Source organism: Psychrobacter sp. S1-30-MNA-CIBAN-0213 (genome assembly GCF_040309845.1).
Lineage (GTDB): Bacteria > Pseudomonadota > Gammaproteobacteria > Pseudomonadales > Moraxellaceae > Psychrobacter.
The window spans coordinates 89,979-113,137 of record NZ_JBEOPE010000008.1; the positions used below are offsets into that span (position 1 = coordinate 89,979).

A 23,159-nucleotide genomic window follows, 5' to 3' on the forward strand; every position below is an offset into this window, starting at 1 on the left:
ATGAGTCATATTTTATTATAGAGGATAAATAAGAAGTTTGGTGGCTGAGCACAAAACTTGCTCGCCCTTGAAATTTAGCAAATTGAGCCAATGTAGCAATAGAAATGAGTATCATATAGCCTATCGCTTATATGCAAAAATACTGTAGAAAAATATATAGCTCTGTTTTACCTCACAACTATGCTCATTTGCTCATTATAATGATAATTATTGGCTCAAGCATATTCATCTTAAATAATAGGAATTTCTATGTCTATCTCTGAAACTGATGCTCAAATCATTAACCCTGATATGCCTGACGTGCCACCACATGCACCTAGAAAAATTCATCTGACCGATTATCAGCTGCCAAGTTTTGATGTGGATACCGTAGATTTAGATATCAAGATTTTCGATGATTATGCAACGGTTGATAGCAAGCTAGTCATGAACCGCCAAGCGGTAGGTGATTTGGTGCTATACGGTGAAGATGTTGAGCTCGTTACTATTAAGGTTGATGGTGAGTCTCTTAGCTCTGAGCAGTATAGCCAAGCAGATGGCAAACTCACGATTGCTGATGCTCCTGATAATTTAACGTTAGAGTTGCAGGTTCGCATTCATCCGCAGACCAACACTGCGCTAGAAGGTTTGTATATGGCAGGCACTGGTAGCGATACCATGTTTGTCACCCAGTGTGAGCCAGAAGGCTTTCGCAAGATTACTTTTTATCCAGACCGTCCCGATGTACTGGCGATATTTACCACGCGCGTTGAAGCAGATAAGCGTTATCCGACACTGCTCGCCAATGGTAATTTGGTGGAGCAAGGTGAAGTTGCAGATGCGCCAGACCGTCATTATGCTATTTGGCATGATCCGACCAATAAGCCAAGTTATCTGTTTGCCTGTGTTGCTGCTGATTTAGATGTGCTTACCGATCATTATACAACCAGTGAAGGTCGCGAAGTCACGCTTGAAGTGTATGCTAAATCTACGGATATTGATAAATGCCATGTCGGTATGCAAGCATTGAAAGACGCGATGGAGTGGGATGAAGTTAATTACGGCCGTGCGTATGATTTGGATCGCTACATGATAGTCGCGGTCAGTCAATTTAATATGGGCGCAATGGAAAATAAAGGCCTAAACATCTTTAATACCGCTTGCGTATTGTCTAGTCCTGAGACCACGACCGATGCGCGTAGCTTTAATGTCAAAGCAGTCATTGCTCATGAATACTTCCATAACTGGACGGGTAACCGTATTACCTGCCGTGACTGGTTCCAATTGTGCCTAAAAGAAGGGTTGACGGTTTATCGTGATCAATCCTTTTCAGCGGATCAGCAGTCGAGTGCGGTGCAGCGTATCGATGATGTAGCGACATTACGTGCACATCAGTTTGCGGAAGATGCAGGACCACTTGCGCATCCAGTACGTCCTGAAAGCTTCGTTGAGATTAATAATTTTTATACCACCACTATTTATGAAAAAGGCGCTGAAATCGTGCGCATGCTGGCCAATACATTGGGGCCGGATAATTTCCGTAAAGGCACTGACGAATATTTTCGTCGTTACGATGGTCAAGCAGTCACAGTTGAGGACTTTTTATCAGCACTAAGCATTACTGACGATAAAATCGAGGACTTCATCGATTGGTACCGTCAACCAGGTACGCCAATGCTGTCTGGTCATCAAGACTATGATAGCGAGACGCAAACGTTGACCATTATTCTGAGTCAGCAAACGCGCCATGTGAGCGGATTTGAAGCTCCTAAACCTTTACCGATTCCAGTAGCGACAGCGCTATTCGATAAAGCGTCTGGTGATATAGTCGGCGAGCGTATGTTGTTGTTAGATCAGGCTGAGCAAACCTTTAGCTTCGATAATATTACCAGTGAACCTGTGGTGTCATTACTCCGTGATTTTAGTGCGCCGGTACAGCTCAACTATGACTATCAAGATGAAGACTTGGCATTTTTACTCAAACATGAGACCAATGGTTTTAACCGCTGGCAAGTGACGCAGATGCTAGTAAATCGTATTTTACTGCAAGGTCAGGGCTCTAAAAGCAGTCCTGAGGTATATCTGCAAGCATTGGCACAGACCTTACCAACCTTGGCTACTGACGATGCTATGTTGGCTGCACGCTTGCTTGATATTCCATCAGCGCAAGAGTTGGCCTCTGCTATTCACAAAAACTACGATCCGATATTGATTAAAGAGCAGCGTGAAGGCTTGTATCGTCAAGTGGCAGAGTCACTATCGGGGCAGTGGACAACGCTCTATGAACAACTGCCGTTACAGGCTTATGAGGATAGCTCTGAGGCTCGCGGGAAGCGTGCCTTGCGTAACGTAGTATTGGATATGGCATTGACTGCCAAAGTTGCAGGCACGGCTGAATGGGCACAGCAGCAGTACGATAATGCCAGCTGTATGACCGAACGCTTTGGTGCATTGAAGGCGATGGTCAACCATCAGGTCGCAAATGCTGATGAGTATTTGGCAGATTTTTATAATCGCTTTCAAGCCGATGACTTAGTAATTGACTTATGGTTTAGTGTGCAAGCCGCTGCTGACAATGTGAGTACTAATAAAATTAAAGATCTGCTGAATCATGCAGATTTCGATTGGAACACGCCCAATCGTGTACGCTCAGTAATCAGCGCTTTTACCTCGCAGCCGACTATACTTTGGACGACAGAAGGATTGGACATCTATACCGATGTGATTCAAAGGTTGGATGATGCCAATCCTGTCTTGGCCTCGCGCTTACTGCAAGTGCTGGCACGCTGGTACACATTGGTTGAACCACGTCGTCAAATGGCGCATGAGCAGCTTATCAGTTTGCAGGAAAAAGCATCTTCTAAGCATGTACTTGAGAGCTTAGATAGTGTGCTAGGCGCGGCAGCGGATTAATAATTTGCTTTAACAAGTAAAATAAAAGGCTAAACTAAAATATCAGTTTAGCCTTTTGACGTTATGAGTTAGGCTATCTGAAGATCTAAATTATCGGCTTGGGCGCAGGTTCTCTATCTGAATCACCAGAATTTGGCTCGCCTTTTGGTTCGATTAGTAAAACCTTCACTTCATGCTCTGCGCGTGGTCGATGGCTCACACCTTTGGGTACGATAAACAATTCCCCAGCTTTGACAAGACGAGAATATTCACCTTCTATATCCATAAACATCTCGCCCTCTAACACATAGAAAAAGTCGTCCGTTTCTTCATGTTTGTGAAAGGGGTACTCTCCTTGAAATTTTACTACCATCACTTCGTTTTGATTATAATCAGCAACGACATGTGGATCCCAGTAGCTTGAAAACATGCTTAGTTTATCCGAGAGTTTAATGGTATTCATGGTTTTCCCTTTTCATATAAAGATCATTTATCCCATAATAAACTAAAAGCTTATTGTTTTAATTTGATTAGGCAATAAAAAGCCCACCTACGCATAGATGGGCTTTTTCTCAATTAATATTTAGGTAGTTAGCTATTATCGATTAGGTAAAATGTCTTTCACCGTATCACGTAGATTATGTATAGCAGTCACGGTACTATCCCAATCGAGACAACCATCGGTGATAGATTTACCATACTCGAGCTGGCTCAAATCTTCAGTAAGCTTTTGGCTGCCACCTTTTAAATGGCTTTCAATCATCATGCCGATAATTGATTTATTACCGTTTTGAATCTGCTCAGCGACGTTTTGGATGACCATCGGTTGTAAGTAAGGATCTTTACCTGAGTTTGCATGACTTGAGTCAATCATAATCTTACTACTGGTTTTTCCTTTAGCCAGCTCGTTTTCAACTTGGGCGACAGCGGTTTCGTCATAGTTAGGTTTGCCATTACCACCGCGCAGTACGACGTGTGCGTAAGGGTTGCCTTTAGACTTGATGATAGATACTTTGCCATCTTCTGATAGACCTAAGAAGCTATGACCAGCTTTTACTGCTTGCATAGCGTTGACTGCGACAGTCATGCCACCGTCAGTACCATTTTTGAAGCCTACTGGGCACGATAAGCCTGAACTCATCTCACGGTGTGTTTGGCTCTCAGTGGTACGTGCGCCAATCGCTGACCAGCTGATCAAGTCCTGCATGTACTGCGGGGTATTTGGATCTAAAGCTTCAGTCGCACAAGGCAAACCCTTCTCATTTAAATCAAGCAGTAGCTTACGAGCGGTACGTAGACCTTTTTCGATATCGAAGCTGTCATTCATATCAGGGTCGTTAATCATGCCCTTCCAACCAACAGTAGTACGTGGCTTTTCAAAATAGACACGCATAACGACAAAGATAGTGTCTTCGACTTCTTTTGCCAATACGGCTAAGCGGTCAGCATATTCGTGCGCCGCCTTGATATCATGGATAGAGCAAGGACCGATGACTATAAACAGGCGCTTATCTTTACCATCCAAAATATCTTGAATAGTATGGCGACCTTTTAGAACGGTTTTATAAGCTTCGTTCGAAAGGGGCAGCTCAGCTTTTAGCTCAGCGGGAGTGATCAAAGGAATGAATTTTTCAATGTTCACGTCATCAATATCTGCATTATGGGTAGCTGGTGTTGTCATGATTACACTTCGTCTAGCTAATTTATAGGGATATTCATTATGCGGTCAAAATTGCATGTTGACAAGGGCAGTCGTTCAGTTAATTGACTGATAACTGGAATGTTAAAACCAAAATTTTGTTATACTTGCCCATTATCGGGATGCGCAGGGTGCATTTTTACTATATGTAGCTCATTTATGGTCTACAGTTTTACGCATTAATGTACTTAATATGTTTAATAAAAAATCAAAATCATAGGTTAAGGCACATAGTTTCATACTTTACTATATAGACAAGCCCTGATTATTTTGTTTGTACTAATTGTTTTAGACGTCTGATTTTAGGCGCTTCCCCATCTGATTCTTATGGCATACGCTTTGCTGTATTTTTTAATTGTTCATTATTGCATTGTTAATGTTGAGACCTGTCATGACTGATTCTGCCACGCCCTTTCAAACTACTGAAGAATCTGCCGATTCATTTGGTATGACGAATGATAATTACCAGTTGCCAAACAAACCGCTGGTGATTGGTATTGTTGCAGGTGAAGTATCTGGTGATAGTTTGGGTGCAGATTTTATGCAGCAAATGAATAACCTGCGTGATGATATCATTTGGGTAGGGGTTGGCGGGTCAAAAATGCAGGCGCAAGGGTTACACAGTATTTTCCCATTAGCACGCCTAGCGGTGATGGGTTTGGTGGAAGTGTTATCGCAGTTGCCTGATTTGCTCAAAGCACGACGTGAGCTATTAGCAGCTTTTCAGGTTGCTCATATAGACTGGTTTGTCGGTATTGATGCGCCTGATTTTAATCTACGGGTTGCAAAGAAGCTCAAACCAAAAGGGGTGTTCTGTGTGCAGTATGTTAGCCCGTCAATTTGGGCTTGGCGTGAATCGCGTATTCACGGCATCAAGGCAGCGACCGATTTAGTACTATGCTTATTTCCATTTGAGCTGCCAGTATATGAGCGTCATAACCATCCTGCGATATGTGTCGGCCACCCGCTACTACGAACCCTAAATCAAGACTTGGTAGATACCCCGACCAATCAGCTACGTAGTGAGCTGGTCTGGCATAATGACGGCTTGCAACAGTTTTTTATTGAGCGTTTCGATGATGTTAGTCAGTTGATTTGTGTAATGCCGGGATCAAGACGTGGTGAGATAACCGCTATCTTGCCACTCATGCTAGACGGTATTCAGAAGCTATTATTAGTAGATCCTAAACTGTGCTTTATCATACCAACTGTTGATCAAAACCATCAATACATCGTACAAGATGTGATTGATCAACGCTCAGAGCAATTGCGTGCTGCTATTGTTGTAGTCTATGACGAAAGCCAGCCAGCCTTTAGCCAACAGGCTATGGCAGCCTCTGATATTATTATGCTGGCATCGGGTACGGCAACGCTTGAAGCCATGCTCCTTGAACGCCCGATGGTCGTTATTTATCAATTAAATCAGCTTACTTATCAGATTGCTAAGCGTCTGGTAAAAGTACCCTATGTCGCATTACCTAATATATTAGCAGGAAGAACTATTGTAACTGAGCTTATACAAGAGCAGGCGAGTGGGGAAAATATCTGCCGAACGGTCACAAAGTTATTGCAGCCTCGCGCCTATGCTGAGCAGTTACAAGCTTTGATCGAGACCAAGCAGACATTGCAACAGCAAAGCAATCATGAGCCAGCTAATAGTGTGATTGCGCAGTGGTTTGCTCAAGGTAATCGTTAAATTATTAATTGATTGGTTTAATTGTTATTGATCGAAGCATTATTGATTGAAATATTATTAATTAAAACATTGTTAAAAAATAAATAAAAAGTCTGATAATTATGGATATTGAAACCTGTTTAGATAGTCGTATTATTCATATTAAAAGCGATATTGAGCTCATAGATGTTAAAGGACAGTTTATTAGTTTAGCTGCTCCGATTCGCTTAACTGGTCAATTACGGCTTACTGACGATTTACGTCAGATACTTGCGTGTATAGACAATGAAGTAGAAAAATTAACGCTACAGATTGGGGTTGATGAAGCAGGGCGCGGCCCTTTGCTAGGCAGTGTGAACGTGGCTGCCGCCATACTACCAAGCGCGTGGTCAGGTTTGATTGAGATGCAAACATTAGTGAATACGCCGTTATCTATACTGACGGACTCCAAGCAATTAAGCGAAAAAAAACGCGATAGGCTTTATCCATTGGTGCAACAAAACGCTTTAGGTTATGTGGTTGCAGAGATTCCAGCAGCGGTCATTGATCAGATAAATATTCTGCAAGCAACGATGCTTGGTATGCGCTTATGTACAGAGGCGCTATTAGTTGCGGTAGCAGAACAAATTGCAAATGATACAAGTAGCACGTCATACAATCTGCAGGCTCAGGTATTGTTCGATGGAAATCGCTGTCCAGAGTTAGATTATCTGAAACTCTCATCTTTTGGTATATCTGAGTCAAGCATTGATTGCCAAGCTTGGGTAAAGGGTGATGCACGTCACACTAGTATTGCAGCTGCTAGTATCTTAGCAAAAGTCAGCCGCGACCAGACTATGTATCATTTAGATTCGTTGCATCCACAGTATAGTATCGCTAAGCACAAAGGTTATCCCACTCGTGTTCATATGGAAGCCATTGAGATGTATGGCGTATTGCCTGAACATCGTCGTAGTTTTGCGCCAGTAAGGCGAGTACTTGAGAATAAATGACGGATTAAATCTAGAAGAACTACTTATTCTACAAGGTGATTGAAGGCTAAATAGCCTAAGCAAATAATCTTACAGCTTTCACATTAATCCTAAATTTGTTATTCAAACTCCTCTCCAAATTACCTTTCAAATCAACTCCTAAAATTCACGTTATATCAAACCGTCTCCTACAGACGGTTTTTTTATTGTCATAGACGGTTCTATTTACTATGAATTGGCATGCTTATTGCTCATTTTGACTATGGTCACTCAATATGCTCACTTCATGCTTTTATAGGATAAACGATGAATTTTATTACCTCAGAAAAAAGTCTCGTCATTGCTCTTTCTTCAGCTCTGCTTTTAACTGCTTGTGGCGGTGGTGGCAGTGAGAGTTCCGATAATAGTACTAGTACTAATTCAAGCAACTCGAACTCACCTGAAGCGATTAGTCCGTCAAGCCCTATTGATACTTCTAAGCCATCAGAGCCTAACACTCCTCCTGAACCGTTAAAACCGACTACTTCTCCTGAAACATCAGCGCCTGAGGCTACATCGCCAGTATTAAAAATTGAAGTCGATATGAAAGATGTGGAGAGTAAGAGCTATGATGGGGCTGCGCAGGTTGGCTCAAAGCTATTAAACTCACAAAGACAAGCTTGTGCGCTTGGTGGGTTAGCACAGAATAACGAGCTAACCAAAATAGCAACCCAGCACGCGCAGTACATCCAGCATGTTTTCGCAAATAGTAGCCCAACGATGTTTAATGCGCACGATGAAAGAGAGATCGAAGATATAAAGACATGGACAGGAAAGAACAATCCATTCTTTACAGGTATTAGCTTCAAAGATCGTCTACTTAAAGCTGGATATTCAAACTTGGCTCATGGTGTTGTAGAAAACATATCGAGAATAACGTATTACAGCTCAGCTGGTAGAGTCGCATCACCGGAGTATGCTGCGCATTCAATGACTAAGTCTCTACTAGCTGCACCTTATCATATGCGTCTATTAGTAACTCCTAACCTTAGTCAAACAGGCTCAGGTATGATAGCTTACAAGCCTTATGGTAAGGCTACTGATAAAAGTCAGGGCTATGTTTTTGTCAACGCATCATCAGCTGATCGAAATACAGAAAATCGTTCGGTTGAGGGACTGTTTACTTATCCTTGTAATGATGTAGCAGATACAAATACTGCGCTTTACAATGAGTTTCCAAGCCCAGTGGCAGGGACAGGACGTGACCTAGGTACTGATCCTATCGGCCAGCCTATCTATATCAACATGCCATCGGCTAAAAACATTAAAATTAGTAATATTAAGTTTCGTGATATCCAGCGTAATATAGACGTGCCTGTAGACCTGCTAGATTATAGCAATGACCCTCATAAGAGAACCGCCTACGAATTACCGCAAAACGAAGCTTTTATTCTGCCGATTACTGATAGTTTGCAAAGCTGTGAAACTGGTCGTAGAGTAGGTAAAAACTGTGGTCTTTATGGCAATAGTAAATACCAAGTCAGCTTTGATGTTCTAGTAGATAATAAGACGCTAGAAACTAAGCAGTTTACCTTTACAACAGGTGAAGTTAACTATTAAACCTGTATGCACGTTAGCGTATAAGTCTTGCGCTAACGTGCACACAGTTAATCAAAATGACGAGTCCGGCTGCTTTAGAAATGCTTTTTCTTCAGCAGTCGACTCTCTATCTAAAACCTCATTACGAGGCGGATAACGGCCAAACTGACCAATGATGTCTTTGTGGCGATGTTCAAAGTCCAAGGTGTTCGCATGATCTAATTGCTCAAACAGTGGTAAATAGCGCTCATGGATCATCGCTGACTCAGAGTGCATAAATGGCATAATAATAAATTTGCGCCATTCCATCGGCAAACTATTAAAATGTGGCTGCCCAATAGCTTCTTGAGCCAATACCAGTGCCATGCCATCCTGCGCAAAAGCACAAGCCTGTCCGCGACATAGATTGCGTGAAAACTGATCTAAAACAATAATTTCTGCTAAGCGTCCCGCCAAAGCCGTGGTTGAGCTGTTACTATCTGTTGATGTTTCTGCGGTTCGCCAAATCACGCATTCACCTTGTTTTGCGGCTTGCCAAATTTTGCCAAACTTATCATTTATTTGCTTATCAAAACCATCGTTTTGGTCAAACCAGTATTGCTCATTATCTTTGTCGAACCAAAAATCTAACACTGCACGCGCATCAGGATTAAGATGGGTCATATCGATATTCTTTGGATCGAGTTGAGATAAGTTAGCTTGGCTGGTAGAAGTGGAATAATCGGTCGAAAGCGACATAAGATATTCTAATTATGATGAATTTAGTCTACTATAGCGCAAATATTTATATCTGTCATAACCCTATCAAAAGCCATTAGGTTATCTCTTATGAACTCGATAAAAACTTTAAAACCAGTTGCCGTACCAACACCTTATTATTTGCTTGATGAAGCTGCAATAGTCGCTAATATGCAGATTATTGCACGTCTGTGCGAGCTGTCTGGTGCTAAGGCATTACTGGCACTCAAATGCTTTGCCACATGGGGTGTCTTTGACGTCATGCAGCCTTATTTACATGGCACAACCTCGTCTTCACTAAATGAAGTGCGTTTAGGCTATGAAACCTTCGGCAATAATAGCAATGGCAATAGCGAAGATAAAAAAGAGACTCATGCCTATAGCGTGGCCTATAGTAGCGATGAGATATCTGAAGTACTTAGCTATGCGGATAAGATTATCTTTAACTCTATCTCGCAATTGAATGCTTTTAAAGACCAAGCCCGTGCACAAAATATTCCAGTAGGGCTGCGCTTGAATCCAAAGACCAGCAATTCATCATTTATCATTGCAGATCCCGCACGGCCTTTTAGTCGTCTTGGTGAGCATGATAAAGATAAGATTGCAGCGGTACTCAGTGATATAACTGGGGTGATGATTCATAACAACTGTGAGAACGACAGCTTTGAAGCCTTTAGTGCTAGCTTGGCTGATATCGAAGATAGGTTTGGTGACGTTTTAGCACAGCTCGAATGGGTCAGCTTGGGCGGTGGCATTCATTTTATCGCCCCTGATTATCCACTAGAAAAACTCGCTGAAAGGTTAAAAGGCTTTAGCGAAAAGTATGACGTACAAGTCTATCTAGAACCTGGCGAGGCAAGTATCCATGGCGCAGGGTCATTGGTTACGACGGTATTAGATACCATGCATAATGAAAAAAACTTAGCCGTCGTCGATGCTTCTATCGAAGCACACATGCTTGATTTGCTGATCTATCAGGAGTCAGCGTCTATTGCCTCTATTAATGATGAGTCGGTTGATGTTGTGCCCGCTAGCACTGATCAAAAATATGATGCGCCTGACAATACGATTATCTATGGTCGTTCTTGCTTAGCAGGCGATATCTTTGGCGAGTATGCATTACCTAACCATTTAAAAGTAGGTGATAAGATTGCATTTGGTAATGCCGCAGGTTATACCATGGTGAAGAAAAACTGGTTTAATGGGGTCAACATGCCAGCGATTGTTATTCGTCGTTTGGATGGCAGTATTGACGTACAGCGTGAATTTGACTATCAAGACTATAAATCGAGTTTGTCCTAACTTCATTGAGCTAATGATTGGCATAACCTTTAAACAATGGTTCAAGAATCATTATGCATTCTGAAGTTTTTAAGTTATGTTGTAATTTTTGCCGAAAAGCGAATAAAAATTGTTATAATTGCCGCTGGCAAAGGCAGCAATATTTGTCTAACGGGTGCGTGGGTTTTCCTCGGTCTTCCTTTTTAATTCACGCATATCATTCACTCGTTTCTGTTTTGCATAGCCAATATCAATGGTATCGACAGGGACACAAAGGAGGATTGTTCATTGAACACAAATCAACAAGCTAAGTCCAACAAAAAAGATGTACTCATCATCGGAGCAGGCGGCGTCGCTCAAGTAGTTGCTCATAAATGTGCAATGCATAATGACGTACTCGGCGACATTCACATTGCCTCGCGTACTCAGGATAAATGTGATGCGATTGCCCAGAGTGTGAAAGATAAAGGTAGCTTTAAGCAAGCTGCCGTTTTACATACCCATCAAATCGATGCGATGGATGGTCAAGCGCTTGTAAAGCTGATACATGATACGGGCATCCAGATCGTCATTAATGTCGGGTCGCCTTTTCTTAATATGAGCGTGCTTGAAGCCTGTATCGAGACAGGTGTCGCTTACATTGATACTGCTATTCACGAAGATCCACGCAAGATTTGTGAGACGCCACCATGGTATGAAAACTATGAATGGAAACGTCGTCAGCGTTGTGAAGACAATAACATCACTGCTATTTTAGGTGCAGGATTTGATCCTGGCATGGTTAACGCCTACGCGCGTCTTGGCTATGACATGATGGACGCAGGTTCGGTCACTGACATCGATATCATCGATATCAACGCAGGTAGCCACGGCAAATACTTTGCGACCAACTTTGATCCTGAGATTAATTTCCGTGAATTCACAGGTACGGTTTATTCTTGGCAAGATAGCAAATGGCAATCTAACAAGATGTTCGAAGTGAAGCGCACCGATGATCTGCCAGTCGTTGGCGTGCAAAATAGCTATTTAAGTGGTCATGATGAGATTCACTCTTTATCAGCCAATTTAGATGTGCCGAATATTCGTTTTTGGATGGGTTTTGGTGAGCACTATATTAATGTTTTCACCGTGCTACAAAATCTAGGTCTATTGTCGGAGCAGCCAGTGATGACTGCTGAAGGACAAGAAGTTATTCCGCTAAAAGTCGTTAAAGCTGTGCTACCAGATCCAAGCTCACTAGCACCCAATTATACGGGTAAAACTTGTATCGGCGATAAGGTTAAGGGCAAAGTTGACGGGGTTGATACTGAGGTGTTTATCTATAACGTCTCAGATCACAAAGAAGCTTATGAGGCCATGGGCAGTCAAGGTATCTCTTATACCGCAGGCGTGCCACCTGTTGCTGCTGCTATGCTAGTCGCTACTGGTGAATGGGATGCTGGCAAGATGGTCAACGTCGAAGAACTTGATGCCAAGCCATACATTAATCTGTTAAACAAGATTGGCTTACCAACTCGTATTCAAGACAGTAAAGGTGATAGAGCGTTAGAGTTTGATATCTAGTTAGAGATTTTGATTTAATAAAAAAGCTTATCTTTTATAGATAAGCTTTTTTTATGTTTGATTGTAGTGTGACTTTACGGAGAAGTAGGGAAGCCAATCCTGCCATCCGCTATTATCTACTCAAATGGGGCGGGGCTTTGGCATGGTTTGGCGCATTCCTGCTAAACACGAGACTACGCTAAAACCTAGCCACCGCAACCTACTGAATTGAGTAGGATAACCGTTCCAGTCAGGTCTAGCGGTGACATCAAGTTCTTGCTACTATCTATTGTGGTTTGAGCGTTTTTTTTGTTATAAACAAGGTATGCGCACCTTACGGCGCTAATATGTAAAACATAGACTATCAAATATTAAGGAGAATCATCTAGAGACTTTATACATTATCTTAGGCTGGTTTCTAGGGTTACTAAGTCCTACAATAATTAATATTATTAAAGATCGCTATGATAATAAAAAATTCCTTATCGCTGCAAAGTCTGAGCTATTACATTTGCAGTTTCATGTCTGCTTAGCAGGATATCTTATAGCTCAGAGATACGGAAGTTTTAACCGAGAATATCTTAGCGAGGCAAAAAGTTTTCTCATTCAATATGAAGGTGAAGATGCATCGGATAATATTATCAATAGTATAGAATCATTGCTTCAAGCCAATGATACAGACTTTAATGAAATAGTTACTTATTTTAGAAACCAAAGTTCAAGTCTTAATTTGAAGGGGCATTCAACTATATTACTTGATAGCAATTCAGTACAAATTTCTCGTCTACCAATAGAGCTACAAAGTAAGATTTATGAATTTAAAACTGCTTTAAATATTTATAACCAAGAAGTGTCAAATGCTAGAGAGGGTTCAAAACTTACATTTGACTCAAGCTTATCTGATATTAATCATCAGCGTATAACTGAAAATCTCTTAAATACTTATTCGAATTTACAAGAGGTTTGCTCAAGAGTTTGTCGAAAGGCGCAAGTAATTATAGATTTTAAATTATAAAAAATCATGACTATGCTAAATGCTATGTTTAATTATCAGTTAATTAACAATCCGCCACACTTACTCAAATACAAAGCGACAACAAGTAGGGCAATTGCCGCAATTAAAATTCCAGTAAGGTGCACTCATCAAAAACTCATCAAACCTAACTAGGATTATACTTCCTCAACGCCACAATACGATCATCAAGCGTTGGATGTGAGCGGAAAAGGTTAGCGATACTAAAGCCTGTGGACTGCCCTGATGAAATAGCAAATGCTTTCATGCTCTTTGGCATTTGATCTGGACGTTGTGCAGAAGGGCGCAAGGCATCAAGCGCACTTATCATTTTGTCTTTGCTGGCAAGCTTTGCACCCATCTCATCAGCGCGGAATTCACGCAGACGTGAGAACCACATGACGATGGCAGATGCCAAGAAACCAAGCAGAATATCCATCACGATACTAGTGACAAAATAACCAATACCAGGGCTATTACTCGTATTCTTAAAGACAGTCCGGTCGACAAAGCTACCAATGATACGTGCAAAGAACATCACAAAGGCGTTCACCACGCCTTGGATAAGAGCAAGGGTTACCATATCACCATTTGCCACGTGACCAATCTCATGCGCCAACACCGCTTCTACTTCATCTTGATTCATATTTTGCAACAGACCAGATGAAACGGCGACCAAAGCTTTGTTTTTATTCCAGCCAGTTGCAAACGCGTTTGGCTGTGAATTATTAAAAATACCTACTTCTGGCATCCCAATATTTACCGCTCGAGCTTGTTTAGCGACGGTATCCACCAGCCATTGTTCAGTAGCATTGCTTGGCGACTCAATAACAACCGTCCCTGTCGATCTTTTCGCCATCCATTTTGAGATAAATAGTGATACCATCGAACCAACCATGCCATATATACCGCACATAATGGCAAGGCTGGTGTAATTTAATCCACCTGCAGTGTGTACACCACCAATCCCAAAAAATCTGGATAAGATACCAAACACGATGCTAAATACCACAATCACCGCTAAGTTGGTCAATAAAAACAATCCAATACGCATCATTACGTTAACTTCCCAATTAAAATTTAAATGCAACTTTAAGACCTAATCTCATAATTGAGATATTATTGCTTTATATATGTTTTTATATATTATAGCTCTTCATAAATGGCATTGTCTTGATAAATAACAATCTCAGTTAACCGTCCACACACACCGAAATCGCCAAAAGAACGAAAGCATAAGAATTAAAAACAGTCAGCTCATCTAATAGACAGTCAACTGTTCAGATATATCATTTAATCATGCATAAGGTCTAATAATGAACGCTCTAGAGCTAAAAGTACCACCTGTAGCGCAGGTCACCATTACCGCAGCTGCCATGTATGGCGTAGCTAAAATCATGCCAAGCTTGCAGTTCTCTTTTAATGGCTCAACTGCACTAGCGATTGGTTTGGGTGTTATAGGATTGGGCAGTGGTATTATGGGAGTGGCTCAATTCAAAAAAGCACAAACCACCGTTAATCCGCATACTCCCGAAAAATCTACGAATCTAGTGACACGCGGTATTTATCAATACACTCGCAATCCTATGTATGTGGGATTGGTACTTATCTTATTAGGCTGGGCATTATATTTGTCTCACTTTCTTGCGTTTGTGTTAGTGCCAGTTTTTATGCTTTATATGACTCGTTTTCAGATTCAGCCAGAAGAGCGGATGATGGAACAAAAATTTGGCAAGCGTTATCAAACGTATCTAAAGAAGGTGCGGCGTTGGATTTGAGGTATAGTAGGTAAAATGTTTTATTATTAATTAACGATTAAATCAGGGAGATAATGTTATGGAAATGAAAAATATACCTTTTGGGATTACTGACTGGACGGAAGTAGAAGCAGTAGAAATCAAAGGTGAGACTGGCACAGGGTATTGGAAGACTTGCGAATTTAACAATATCAATGTGCATATGGTTGAGTATTCTGCAGGCTACCTTGCGGATCACTGGTGCTATAAAGGGCACATTTTGTTCTGTGTTGAAGGAGAATTAAACACGGAATTAAAGGACGGTCGTACTTTTACCTTGACACCGGGTATGACTTATCAAGTAGCGGACGATACAATCGCGCATCGCTCGTCAACGAAGATAGGCGCTAAGCTGTTTATTGTGGATTAATGATGCTCGTAAAAGTATTATAAATGTGACTAAAAATGAGAATATAAAAGGCGGGATTCTGGATTGTGTAGTTACGGGCGATAGAGTGTTTATTTCTGGCAATGCCGTGCAGTATTTGACCGGATTTATCACCGTTTAGGAGTAGTGGTTTTGACTGAATTGAAAACCGTTGGGCTGTTTGCGCTGACAGCATTGGCTGAAATTGTGGGTTGCTATCTGCCTTATCTATGGCTGCGAGAAAGTAAGTCGATTTGGCTACTTATCCCCGGTGTGCTTAGTTTGGCAGCCTTTGTATGGTTGCTGACCTTACATCCAACCGCTGTAGGTCGAGTTTATGCGGCTTACGGTGGGGTGTATGTTGCAATGGCAATTATTTGGCTATGGACTATCAACGGCATTCGACCAACCACATGGGATATATTAGGTTCTGCGGTCGCGCTGCTGGGAATGGCGATTATTATGTTTGCGCCACGCAGCACCTAATATAAAAGCAGCGCCTAGCATAAAAAATGCCAATCAAACCGTGAGATTCAAGTGGCACAGCTTTAATATTATAGTTCAGATTAATATAGGTTCAATTAGCATATTGATGTACTTAATATTAATGTTTGCCTAAGATACTACCATTATCTTCTTTTTTAGATTTTTTGGCGGCTTTTTTCTCTTTTGCTGTTAACAGCGGTTTCTTTTTTACATTCTTCTTACTATCTTGACCTTTACTCATGATTCTTTCCTTTTTAAGGTAACTTATACTGCCTTCTGATTGAGTCAAATGGGGCTGACTATCGGGCGGTATTGATACAATTGTCGCAGACGCTGCGTTCTGAATTAAGTATAGCCCTAAGCCTCCGCAATAGATAGCGACAGCACAATTTCGCTACGCTCCACTCAATTCATCCTTTTAAGCTCGGTTATATTTAACTCTGCTTTTATATTGAAATTAAGCGTATTCAAATTGAGTTTTTGGCTAGAGTCGCGCTCGAATAATGTATAAAACAATAATAGTATTAATAAGTGCTTACTTACGGATACATGCCGATTTGCTATAATAAGCGTTAAGCCAATGATTAGGTTTGGCAAACTCTTACTTATTAATATCTAGCACAATAGTGCTTACTGTTTTGGTCAAAATTATTATGCGTATTCGTAAACTATTTAAATTTGAAAATGCTCATATTGTTCGTAACTGTAGCTCTGAGCGCTGCAAACACTCTATCCATGGTCATAGTTATCAGATTGAGCTTATCTTAGAGGCCACTCGTCTAGATCATGGGCAAATGGTCTATGATTTTGGCTTATTAAAGTCTTCGATCAAAGACATCATCGATAGCTTTGATCATGCGATTTGTTTTTGGAATAAAGACGATCCTGAGTATATCGCTGCCTGTAAGAAGTTCAGTGCACGCTGGATTAGTTTGCCAGTGTCACCTTCAGCAGAGCAGTTCTCACGAGTTATCTTCTTTTGGGCACAAGAAATCCTAAAACAAACCCAAATGCAAAATGGTGAGTCTGATGTCAGCGTCTACTCGGTGATTGCACACGAAACCGCAACTGGTTATGCCCAGTGTTTTGCTGATGATGTGGCTAATGAGCAAATGGGCAAGCTGGTATTAGAGGATTTTGAATTTAGCGAGCAAGTCTGTAGTGAGTGGCATGATCCTGAATTATATGCCAAGCTGATACGCGGTGAGAATTTTGTAAATCCTTCGGTAACGATGCAGGTTCACGAACAACAAGCAGGTACAGTCTGATGTCTAATCATAATGATACGCCTTTTACTGATAAACAGTTGCGAATATTAACTCTATATTCAGAAGCAGATACCGAAAGCTTAGCCGAGCAGCTTGCCGCCTTGTTAGTGTCAGGTAGCGTTTGGCTGGCAGGTGATTTGGGCGCAGGTAAAACCACGCTGACACGCTATTGGTTGCAAGCACTTGGGCATAAAGGTGCGGTAAAAAGCCCGACTTATACTTTGGTCGAGCCTTATAGTATTGAGCAAGGCAATGGCGTAACTAAGCTGGTTTATCATACTGATTTATATCGTATACAAGACCCTGAAGAGTTGTCTCTTATTGGTTTTGATGAGTACCTTGATGATAAAGATGCGCTGGTTATTATCGAATGGCCAAGCCGTGCTGATAATTATCTACCACCGCCGACACTGTTCATTGATATGACTCAAAGCGTTGATGAGTCACGTCAGGTGGAGATACGATTATCAAAGATAGGGGAAGCGCAAGGCTTAGACTTATCAGTTTTGAAAATTTAGCTCAAAAAATGCCTGCAATCCAAAATATATGACCCTCACTAATGCTAGATAATCACTCTAATACACGAATCAAAAAACTATCACCGCTACTAATCAATCAATTAGCAGCAGGTGAGGTTGTGACGCGTCCATCAGCTGTGGTTAAAGAGTTGCTTGAAAATGCCATCGATGCTGGTGCCAGTAATATTGAAGTGCATATTACTCAAGGCGGCATGGGTATGATTGAAGTAGTGGACAATGGTGTTGGTATTCATCCCGATGATATGGTCATGGCGATTACTCGTCACGCGACCAGCAAAGTCGCTGATGTCGCAAATTTACATGGTATTACTACTTTGGGTTTTCGCGGGGAGGCATTGGCAGCAACGGCGGCAGTTTCACGATTGACGCTAACCAGTAGTCATGATGATAGTGGTATCGGCCGCCAGTTGCAGGTCACTGGTATCTTAGATGATTTGCCGAAACTGATACCTGTTGTGCACAATCGCGGTACGACAATCACGGTAAAGGACTTATACTTTAACGTGCCAGCACGCCGCGGTAATTTGAAATCTATTTCGACCGAGTTTAGTCATATCGAAACGATTGTGCGTGAAGTAGCTTTGGCACGCGCTGATGTGGCGCTTAGTCTCTTTCATGACAATAAAAAACGGCTGTCGCTGTCAAGTGCATTGTCTTCAAGTGCTAACGGAAAAAACAATAACGCTAGTCGTCTGCCGTTATCACGTCTTGAACAAGCGATGGGTAGGCCATTGACGGATAACGCGCTAGAAGTAGCAATTGATTTATCGAGTCTAATGCAGCAGCCTATAGGGCATACTGATAATCATTACTCAGGTAATCAGGTAAGTATCAGTGGTTGGTTATGGCCTAGCACTGATTCACAGGACGCCTTGCCAAAGCTGCTATATGTGAATGGTCGTTTGGTAAAAGAGCCGATCGTTAGCAATCAGTTGCGCCAACTTGCTCACAGTGCTGGACTTAGTAGCATCGGTTACGTCCTTTATTTTGATCTACCAACCGAGTGGCTCAATATCAATGTGCATCCATCCAAACAGCGGATCAAAATCAGCCCGTTAAATAATATCATGGCACATTTAAGCCATGCAGTTCGTTTGAAACTTAAAACGGTTAGTACAACGGAGACGGTAGCAACTACCGATTACGATAAACAGACGCTAGACAGAAATACCTCTCCAAGCACATCTTTTAATGCGTCATTGCCTAAGACATTTGCTACTAGTAACTTAGCGCAAAACAATCAAGTACATACTCCTAAATATCCGTATCAACTGTCAGCAAGCAAACAGTTCTCTAAAAACGTAGCGGAATTCTGTTCAGCAAAATCTTATGTTGACGAATCGTCTGATAAGAATGTTAAACCTTCAAGTGCAACTTCCGCTGATAGCCTTAATATTTTGAATAGCTCATTTATAAAGACAGGGCGTTTACCAGTTTGCTTGGATGTTATTAATAGCTTAAATGGTTTAGTAAGTGAATCTTCTAACCCTAAAGACATCGATGATAAATCGCTGCCTTGGTTATTGTTTTACAACCAAGGACAGCTTTCACTTATTAGTGCAGCAGATTGGCACTCAAAGCTTCGTCTATTATTTGAGTCACATGTACTTAGCAGTAATATATTTAAAAAAGATGAAATGCTAAATAGCGCAGCATGTGTCAATCAGCAACTTGCTATTGTAAGCGCGCAAATGACTGCGCAAGATTTGACGATTTTTATAGTAGATGTTGAAGAGTTGCTAACTAACAATGCAATAAAAGTCATAGATCGCAATCAATTAGTTTCGTTGATGCTATTATCTGCCTCCGAACAAACTACATTCAGTTAATCTGAGCCTGAACAATAAATACTAGCTTTTATATAGCTATCCTCTGTTCTATCTATTCAAACTACAACCAGTAAAGGCATCCCTATGCGATATTCGTCTGATAGCTCATCCCGTAGCTTGAGTCCCAATTTAGCGGATAATAGCGTGGTTTGCTTGATGGCACCAACCGCGAGCGGTAAGACTGCACTGGCTTATGAGTTGTACGATACAGGTCGTTATGAGCTAATCTCAGTAGATTCGGCTCTAATATATCGTGATATGAATATCGGTACAGCCAAACCAACGACTGCTGAGCTGGCGCGCTATCCACATCATTTAGTGGATGTTATTGATCCTATGCAGAGCTATAGTGTCGCTGAGTTCGTCAGCGATGTCGCCCGTTTGATTGATAGCTGTCACGAGAACGGTAAGATACCCTTACTAGTCGGCGGCACCATGATGTATTACATGGCGCTACTGGATGGGCTATCTCCAGTACCTGATAGCGATGATAGTGTTCGCGTACGCGTAGAGCAGTGGCGACAGGAAGAGGGCATTAGTGAGCTATATGACTATCTGGGTGAGGTTGATCCGATAAGTTATCAGCGTCTTAATGCCACTGATACTCAACGTATTACTCGCGCTATTGAGGTATATCTGCAAACAGACATTCCTATCAGTGAGTGGCAGCATAAGCCTAAGCAAGCATTGGCGCACAATCCCAATCAGCAGTGGCATGCATTAGCAGTGATGCCTGATCGCCCATGGTTACATGAGCGCATCGCACAGCGTTTAGATATCATGTGGAATGAGGGGCTAGTAACTGAAGTAGTTAGCTTGCTTGAGCAGTATCCACTGACACCAAATCTGCCTTCTATGCGCTGCGTTGGCTATCGTCAAGTATTAGAATACCTAGTACATACTAATCATCCAATATTTGAGCAACCGCATTTGGATAAAGCTCAGTTCAATGATGCCTTTGGTGAACCCGAAGAATTAGCCAATCAAAACATGAAACAGAATATCGCGTTTCAGTCGCAAGCACAGTCATCAATGCTTAATAGTCAGGCTGAGGCGCTTGCTTGTTATCAAATGCAAAATAAGGCATTATATGCTACAAGGCAACTGGCAAAGCGTCAATACACTTGGCTTCGTAAGTTAACTCAATTACCGATTATTAATACTGATTCAACAGGTGATGATAAAAATAACAAAATCGTCATACCATCATTTACGACCATGGCGCAAGCTGGTGAATATCTACGTTGATTATTAATTAATACTAATCGTTGATACTATCTGAAAAACGGTACATGACATTAAGTACATATGCTATCAGTAGTAAACAACATTCTTTATAAGTTGATATCGACAATAAAAATAAATCACAATAAGTTTCAAAGTGTAGTCTAGATAGCTGTTATAATTTGGTAACCTACCATTTATAGGCAGGTTATGTTGACTATTGCTAATTGGTTGTTACATTAAAGTGTTTTTTTCTAATAAAAACTACCATAGAAACAACTGGTTACTTAATTATTTACAATAATGTGGCATTCAAGATAAAGTAGAATTACTCAAGAAAAATTAGTGCTTATTTAGATACGTTTTATTAGTAAAACTTATTATTGTATCTTCCTCTAACCATTATAATTAAACAAGCACTTATAATATAATTATATAATATTTAGGAGAGTTTTTATGTCAAAAGGACAAACATTACAAGATCCGTTCTTAAACTCACTACGTAAAGACCGCATTCCGGTGTCTATTTTTTTGGTCAACGGCATTAAATTGCAAGGCCAGATTGAATCATTTGACCAATATGTTGTTTTACTTAAGAATACTGTCAGTCAAATGGTTTATAAGCATGCTATCTCAACTGTAGTGCCAGCTCGTAATCCACGAGGCACGAGTACAACGGCGACTACAGGTAGTAGCATGCAGACTCAAGGTGCCGCTGGATATCAAGGTGGTAGTACCAGTAGCGGATTTGAGCGTGGTAGCACTGCAGGTGCAGCTAGCGGTTTTGAAGAACGCGGTTTTGCTTCTAATCGTAGCGGTTTTAATCGTGGTGGCTTTAGCCAAGGTCAAGATCGTGGGTTTGAACGTGGCGGTTTAGGTCAAGGTCAGGATCGCGGGTTTGAGCGTGGTGGTTTTGGTCAAGATCGTGGATTTGAAAACCCAGCAGAAAGCACTGATCCTGAAGATAAGCCAAATGATGATATTGATAACAATAACAACAATTAATCGAAGATACATATGAAGGCGTATAGTATCGTTAGTATTCGCCTTTATTAATAAAAAAGACCTGCTATTGAGTGGGTCTTTTTTGTATAAATCAGATGAGTATTATACAAACCATAGCGATACTACTGCCACTATCGCTATTCTGTTATTAATCTGGCGCACTATTAAACTTTTCTAGGCTGTATTATTAATATTACTCTCAATATAGTAAAATACGGTATCCATTATAAGTATCGAGTCAAATCATGAGCAATTGCGCAAAAAACCTTACCCATGCCCAATTTATAACCACTGCTATTGATGCCATCAATACTGAAATGGCAGCACTGGCATTGTTAACGGAGCAAATAGACGATCGGTTTGCGCAAGCTTGTGATATTATTTTGGCTTGTAAGGGTCGGGTAGTCGTAACTGGGATGGGTAAATCGGGGTTGATTGGGCGCAAAATAGCAGCGACTTTCGCCTCGACTGGAACGCCAGCATTTTTTATGCATCCTGGCGAAGCAGGTCATGGCGATTTAGGAATGCTTGTAAAAGGCGATGTGCTACTGGCCATCTCTAACTCTGGTGAATCTGACGAGATTAAGACGTTATTGCCAGTCGTCAAAAGGCTGGGTATTCCGCTGATAAGTATTAGCCGAGATAAACGCGGTATGCTACCGCGCGCAGCTGACATTGTATTAACGCTTGGTAAATCACAAGAAGCTTGTCCGCTTAATCTAGCACCTACCTCTAGTACTACCGCCACTTTAGCGTTGGGAGATGCCTTAGCTGTCGCTTTAGTACATGCACGCAACTTTACCTCAGAAGATTTTGCGTTGTCACATCCAGCAGGCGCACTTGGTCGACAGCTCTTAACACGGGTGGAGGACTTAATGCATAGTAACGTAGAAAGTTTGCCTCTCATCAATCAAAAAGCCCCATTGCAAGATGCGCTATTCATCATGTCTGCTGGTCGTTTGGGTATGACAGTGGTAGTTGATGATGAGAAAAAAGTCGTTGGTGTATTTACAGATGGGGATTTGCGCCGTGGTTTAGAAAAAGGTATCGATCTTGCTATCCCAATACATGATGTGATGAGTACTAATCCACGTCAAGTGAGCAAAACAATGCGCGCATCAGATGCGTTAAGCGTAATGAACGAAAATGCGATTAGCCAGTTATTGGTGATAGATGAGCAAGAGCGTTTAGAGGCTATTATTACCGTACATGACTTGCTACAAGCAGGTGTAAAGTAATAACTTAAACTGAATAGATTTTACAATTGAATAAAATACT

At 41.3% G+C, this 23,159-nt stretch carries 21 protein-coding genes; 16 read left to right on the top strand and 5 right to left on the bottom strand.

What is annotated here, in order from left to right; translation table 11 throughout:
* Positions 1 to 291: 291 nt before the first annotated feature.
* Positions 292 to 2,892 (top strand): aminopeptidase N, encoded by a 2,601-nt coding sequence (pepN, locus tag AAEY87_RS09335; protein ID WP_350657008.1) that lies wholly within the window; start codon positions 292 to 294, stop codon positions 2,890 to 2,892.
* A gap of 85 nt (positions 2,893 to 2,977) precedes the next feature.
* Here pepN and AAEY87_RS09340 read toward each other — a convergent pair whose 3' ends face one another.
* Entirely contained in the window at positions 2,978 to 3,301 is a 324-nt protein-coding gene (locus AAEY87_RS09340; RefSeq protein WP_350656979.1) for a cupin domain-containing protein, read from the bottom strand.
* A 168-nt stretch (positions 3,302 to 3,469) separates the two neighbouring features.
* Positions 3,470 to 4,552 carry a 3-deoxy-7-phosphoheptulonate synthase gene (locus AAEY87_RS09345; protein WP_068035360.1) on the bottom strand — a complete coding sequence of 361 codons (1,083 nt, stop codon included), beginning with the start codon at positions 4,550 to 4,552 and terminating at the stop codon, positions 3,470 to 3,472.
* A gap of 466 nt (positions 4,553 to 5,018) precedes the next feature.
* Between AAEY87_RS09345 and lpxB the strand changes: the two genes are divergently transcribed.
* The 3 genes from lpxB (at position 5,019) to AAEY87_RS09360 (ending at position 8,815) form a co-directional block, all read left to right on the top strand.
* Complete coding sequence (lpxB, locus tag AAEY87_RS09350) at positions 5,019 to 6,266, top strand: lipid-A-disaccharide synthase (protein ID WP_350657009.1); 1,248 nt, start codon at positions 5,019 to 5,021, stop codon at positions 6,264 to 6,266.
* 101 nt (positions 6,267 to 6,367) lie between these two features.
* Positions 6,368 to 7,237 (top strand): ribonuclease HII, encoded by an 870-nt coding sequence (rnhB, locus tag AAEY87_RS09355; RefSeq protein WP_350656980.1) that lies wholly within the window; start codon positions 6,368 to 6,370, stop codon positions 7,235 to 7,237.
* A gap of 285 nt (positions 7,238 to 7,522) precedes the next feature.
* A complete protein-coding gene (locus AAEY87_RS09360; RefSeq protein WP_350656981.1) occupies positions 7,523 to 8,815 on the top strand; it encodes a CAP domain-containing protein in 1,293 nt (430 codons plus the stop codon).
* 51 nt (positions 8,816 to 8,866) lie between these two features.
* Here AAEY87_RS09360 and AAEY87_RS09365 read toward each other — a convergent pair whose 3' ends face one another.
* Positions 8,867 to 9,457, bottom strand: a complete 591-nt coding sequence (locus AAEY87_RS09365; RefSeq protein ID WP_350657010.1) for a DUF924 family protein — start codon at positions 9,455 to 9,457, stop codon at positions 8,867 to 8,869.
* Positions 9,458 to 9,622: 165 nt separating this feature from the next.
* On the opposite strand from AAEY87_RS09365, the gene nspC reads away from it, so the two are divergent.
* The 3 genes from nspC to AAEY87_RS09380 all read left to right on the top strand — a co-directional run bounded on the left by nspC (position 9,623) and on the right by AAEY87_RS09380 (position 13,370).
* Entirely contained in the window at positions 9,623 to 10,834 is a 1,212-nt protein-coding gene (gene nspC / locus AAEY87_RS09370; protein WP_350656982.1) for a carboxynorspermidine decarboxylase, read from the top strand.
* Between the two features lie 267 nt (positions 10,835 to 11,101).
* Positions 11,102 to 12,376, top strand: coding sequence for a saccharopine dehydrogenase family protein (locus AAEY87_RS09375; RefSeq protein WP_350656983.1), 1,275 nt, complete (start codon positions 11,102 to 11,104; stop codon positions 12,374 to 12,376).
* A 490-nt stretch (positions 12,377 to 12,866) separates the two neighbouring features.
* On the top strand, positions 12,867 to 13,370 hold the full coding sequence (locus tag AAEY87_RS09380) for a hypothetical protein (protein WP_068035373.1): 504 nt from the start codon (positions 12,867 to 12,869) through the stop codon (positions 13,368 to 13,370).
* Between the two features lie 145 nt (positions 13,371 to 13,515).
* Here the strand turns inward: AAEY87_RS09380 and htpX are convergent, their stop codons facing one another.
* Positions 13,516 to 14,424, bottom strand: a complete 909-nt coding sequence (htpX, locus tag AAEY87_RS09385; RefSeq protein ID WP_350656984.1) for a protease HtpX — start codon at positions 14,422 to 14,424, stop codon at positions 13,516 to 13,518.
* Between the two features lie 259 nt (positions 14,425 to 14,683).
* Between htpX and AAEY87_RS09390 the strand changes: the two genes are divergently transcribed.
* The 3 genes from AAEY87_RS09390 to AAEY87_RS09400 all read left to right on the top strand — a co-directional run bounded on the left by AAEY87_RS09390 (position 14,684) and on the right by AAEY87_RS09400 (position 16,016).
* Entirely contained in the window at positions 14,684 to 15,145 is a 462-nt protein-coding gene (locus AAEY87_RS09390) for a methyltransferase family protein (RefSeq protein WP_350656985.1), read from the top strand.
* A 58-nt stretch (positions 15,146 to 15,203) separates the two neighbouring features.
* Entirely contained in the window at positions 15,204 to 15,533 is a 330-nt protein-coding gene (locus tag AAEY87_RS09395) for a DHCW motif cupin fold protein (RefSeq protein WP_068327217.1), read from the top strand.
* 150 nt (positions 15,534 to 15,683) lie between these two features.
* Entirely contained in the window at positions 15,684 to 16,016 is a 333-nt protein-coding gene (locus AAEY87_RS09400) for a YnfA family protein (RefSeq protein WP_350656987.1), read from the top strand.
* 118 nt (positions 16,017 to 16,134) lie between these two features.
* Here AAEY87_RS09400 and AAEY87_RS09405 read toward each other — a convergent pair whose 3' ends face one another.
* A complete protein-coding gene (locus AAEY87_RS09405; protein ID WP_264753646.1) occupies positions 16,135 to 16,257 on the bottom strand; it encodes a hypothetical protein in 123 nt (40 codons plus the stop codon).
* A gap of 412 nt (positions 16,258 to 16,669) precedes the next feature.
* On the opposite strand from AAEY87_RS09405, the gene AAEY87_RS09410 reads away from it, so the two are divergent.
* The 6 genes from AAEY87_RS09410 (at position 16,670) to AAEY87_RS09435 (ending at position 23,119) form a co-directional block, all read left to right on the top strand.
* The gene (locus tag AAEY87_RS09410) at positions 16,670 to 17,284 is read left to right on the top strand and encodes a 6-pyruvoyl trahydropterin synthase family protein (protein WP_068035383.1); all 615 of its coding nucleotides are present in this window, start codon (positions 16,670 to 16,672) and stop codon (positions 17,282 to 17,284) included.
* Complete coding sequence (gene tsaE / locus AAEY87_RS09415; RefSeq protein WP_068035385.1) at positions 17,284 to 17,802, top strand: tRNA (adenosine(37)-N6)-threonylcarbamoyltransferase complex ATPase subunit type 1 TsaE; 519 nt, start codon at positions 17,284 to 17,286, stop codon at positions 17,800 to 17,802. Before AAEY87_RS09410 ends, tsaE begins: the two co-directional genes overlap by 1 nt.
* A 41-nt stretch (positions 17,803 to 17,843) precedes the next feature.
* Entirely contained in the window at positions 17,844 to 19,652 is a 1,809-nt protein-coding gene (gene mutL, locus AAEY87_RS09420) for a DNA mismatch repair endonuclease MutL (RefSeq protein WP_350656988.1), read from the top strand.
* Between the two features lie 84 nt (positions 19,653 to 19,736).
* Positions 19,737 to 20,900, top strand: coding sequence for a tRNA (adenosine(37)-N6)-dimethylallyltransferase MiaA (gene miaA, locus AAEY87_RS09425; protein ID WP_350656989.1), 1,164 nt, complete (start codon positions 19,737 to 19,739; stop codon positions 20,898 to 20,900).
* Between the two features lie 432 nt (positions 20,901 to 21,332).
* The gene (gene hfq, locus AAEY87_RS09430) at positions 21,333 to 21,881 is read left to right on the top strand and encodes an RNA chaperone Hfq (RefSeq protein WP_068327226.1); all 549 of its coding nucleotides are present in this window, start codon (positions 21,333 to 21,335) and stop codon (positions 21,879 to 21,881) included.
* A gap of 245 nt (positions 21,882 to 22,126) precedes the next feature.
* The gene (locus AAEY87_RS09435; protein ID WP_350656990.1) at positions 22,127 to 23,119 is read left to right on the top strand and encodes a KpsF/GutQ family sugar-phosphate isomerase; all 993 of its coding nucleotides are present in this window, start codon (positions 22,127 to 22,129) and stop codon (positions 23,117 to 23,119) included.
* Positions 23,120 to 23,159: the final 40 nt, after the last annotated feature.

Coding starts and splice junctions, on each gene's coding strand:
- pepN (WP_350657008.1), top strand. CDS start 292: ATGCCTGACGTGCCACCACATGCACCTAGAAAAATTCATCTGACCGAT.
- AAEY87_RS09340 (WP_350656979.1), bottom strand. CDS start 3,301: ATGTTTTCAAGCTACTGGGATCCACATGTCGTTGCTGATTATAATCAA.
- AAEY87_RS09345 (WP_068035360.1), bottom strand. CDS start 4,552: ATGACAACACCAGCTACCCATAATGCAGATATTGATGACGTGAACATT.
- lpxB (WP_350657009.1), top strand. CDS start 5,019: ATGACGAATGATAATTACCAGTTGCCAAACAAACCGCTGGTGATTGGT.
- rnhB (WP_350656980.1), top strand. CDS start 6,368: ATGGATATTGAAACCTGTTTAGATAGTCGTATTATTCATATTAAAAGC.
- AAEY87_RS09360 (WP_350656981.1), top strand. CDS start 7,523: ATGAATTTTATTACCTCAGAAAAAAGTCTCGTCATTGCTCTTTCTTCA.
- AAEY87_RS09365 (WP_350657010.1), bottom strand. CDS start 9,457: ATGACCCATCTTAATCCTGATGCGCGTGCAGTGTTAGATTTTTGGTTC.
- nspC (WP_350656982.1), top strand. CDS start 9,623: ATGAACTCGATAAAAACTTTAAAACCAGTTGCCGTACCAACACCTTAT.
- htpX (WP_350656984.1), bottom strand. CDS start 14,424: ATGATGCGTATTGGATTGTTTTTATTGACCAACTTAGCGGTGATTGTG.
- AAEY87_RS09390 (WP_350656985.1), top strand. CDS start 14,684: ATGAACGCTCTAGAGCTAAAAGTACCACCTGTAGCGCAGGTCACCATT.
- AAEY87_RS09395 (WP_068327217.1), top strand. CDS start 15,204: ATGGAAATGAAAAATATACCTTTTGGGATTACTGACTGGACGGAAGTA.
- AAEY87_RS09405 (WP_264753646.1), bottom strand. CDS start 16,257: ATGAGTAAAGGTCAAGATAGTAAGAAGAATGTAAAAAAGAAACCGCTG.
- AAEY87_RS09410 (WP_068035383.1), top strand. CDS start 16,670: ATGCGTATTCGTAAACTATTTAAATTTGAAAATGCTCATATTGTTCGT.
- tsaE (WP_068035385.1), top strand. CDS start 17,284: ATGTCTAATCATAATGATACGCCTTTTACTGATAAACAGTTGCGAATA.
- mutL (WP_350656988.1), top strand. CDS start 17,844: ATGCTAGATAATCACTCTAATACACGAATCAAAAAACTATCACCGCTA.
- miaA (WP_350656989.1), top strand. CDS start 19,737: ATGCGATATTCGTCTGATAGCTCATCCCGTAGCTTGAGTCCCAATTTA.
- hfq (WP_068327226.1), top strand. CDS start 21,333: ATGTCAAAAGGACAAACATTACAAGATCCGTTCTTAAACTCACTACGT.
- AAEY87_RS09435 (WP_350656990.1), top strand. CDS start 22,127: ATGAGCAATTGCGCAAAAAACCTTACCCATGCCCAATTTATAACCACT.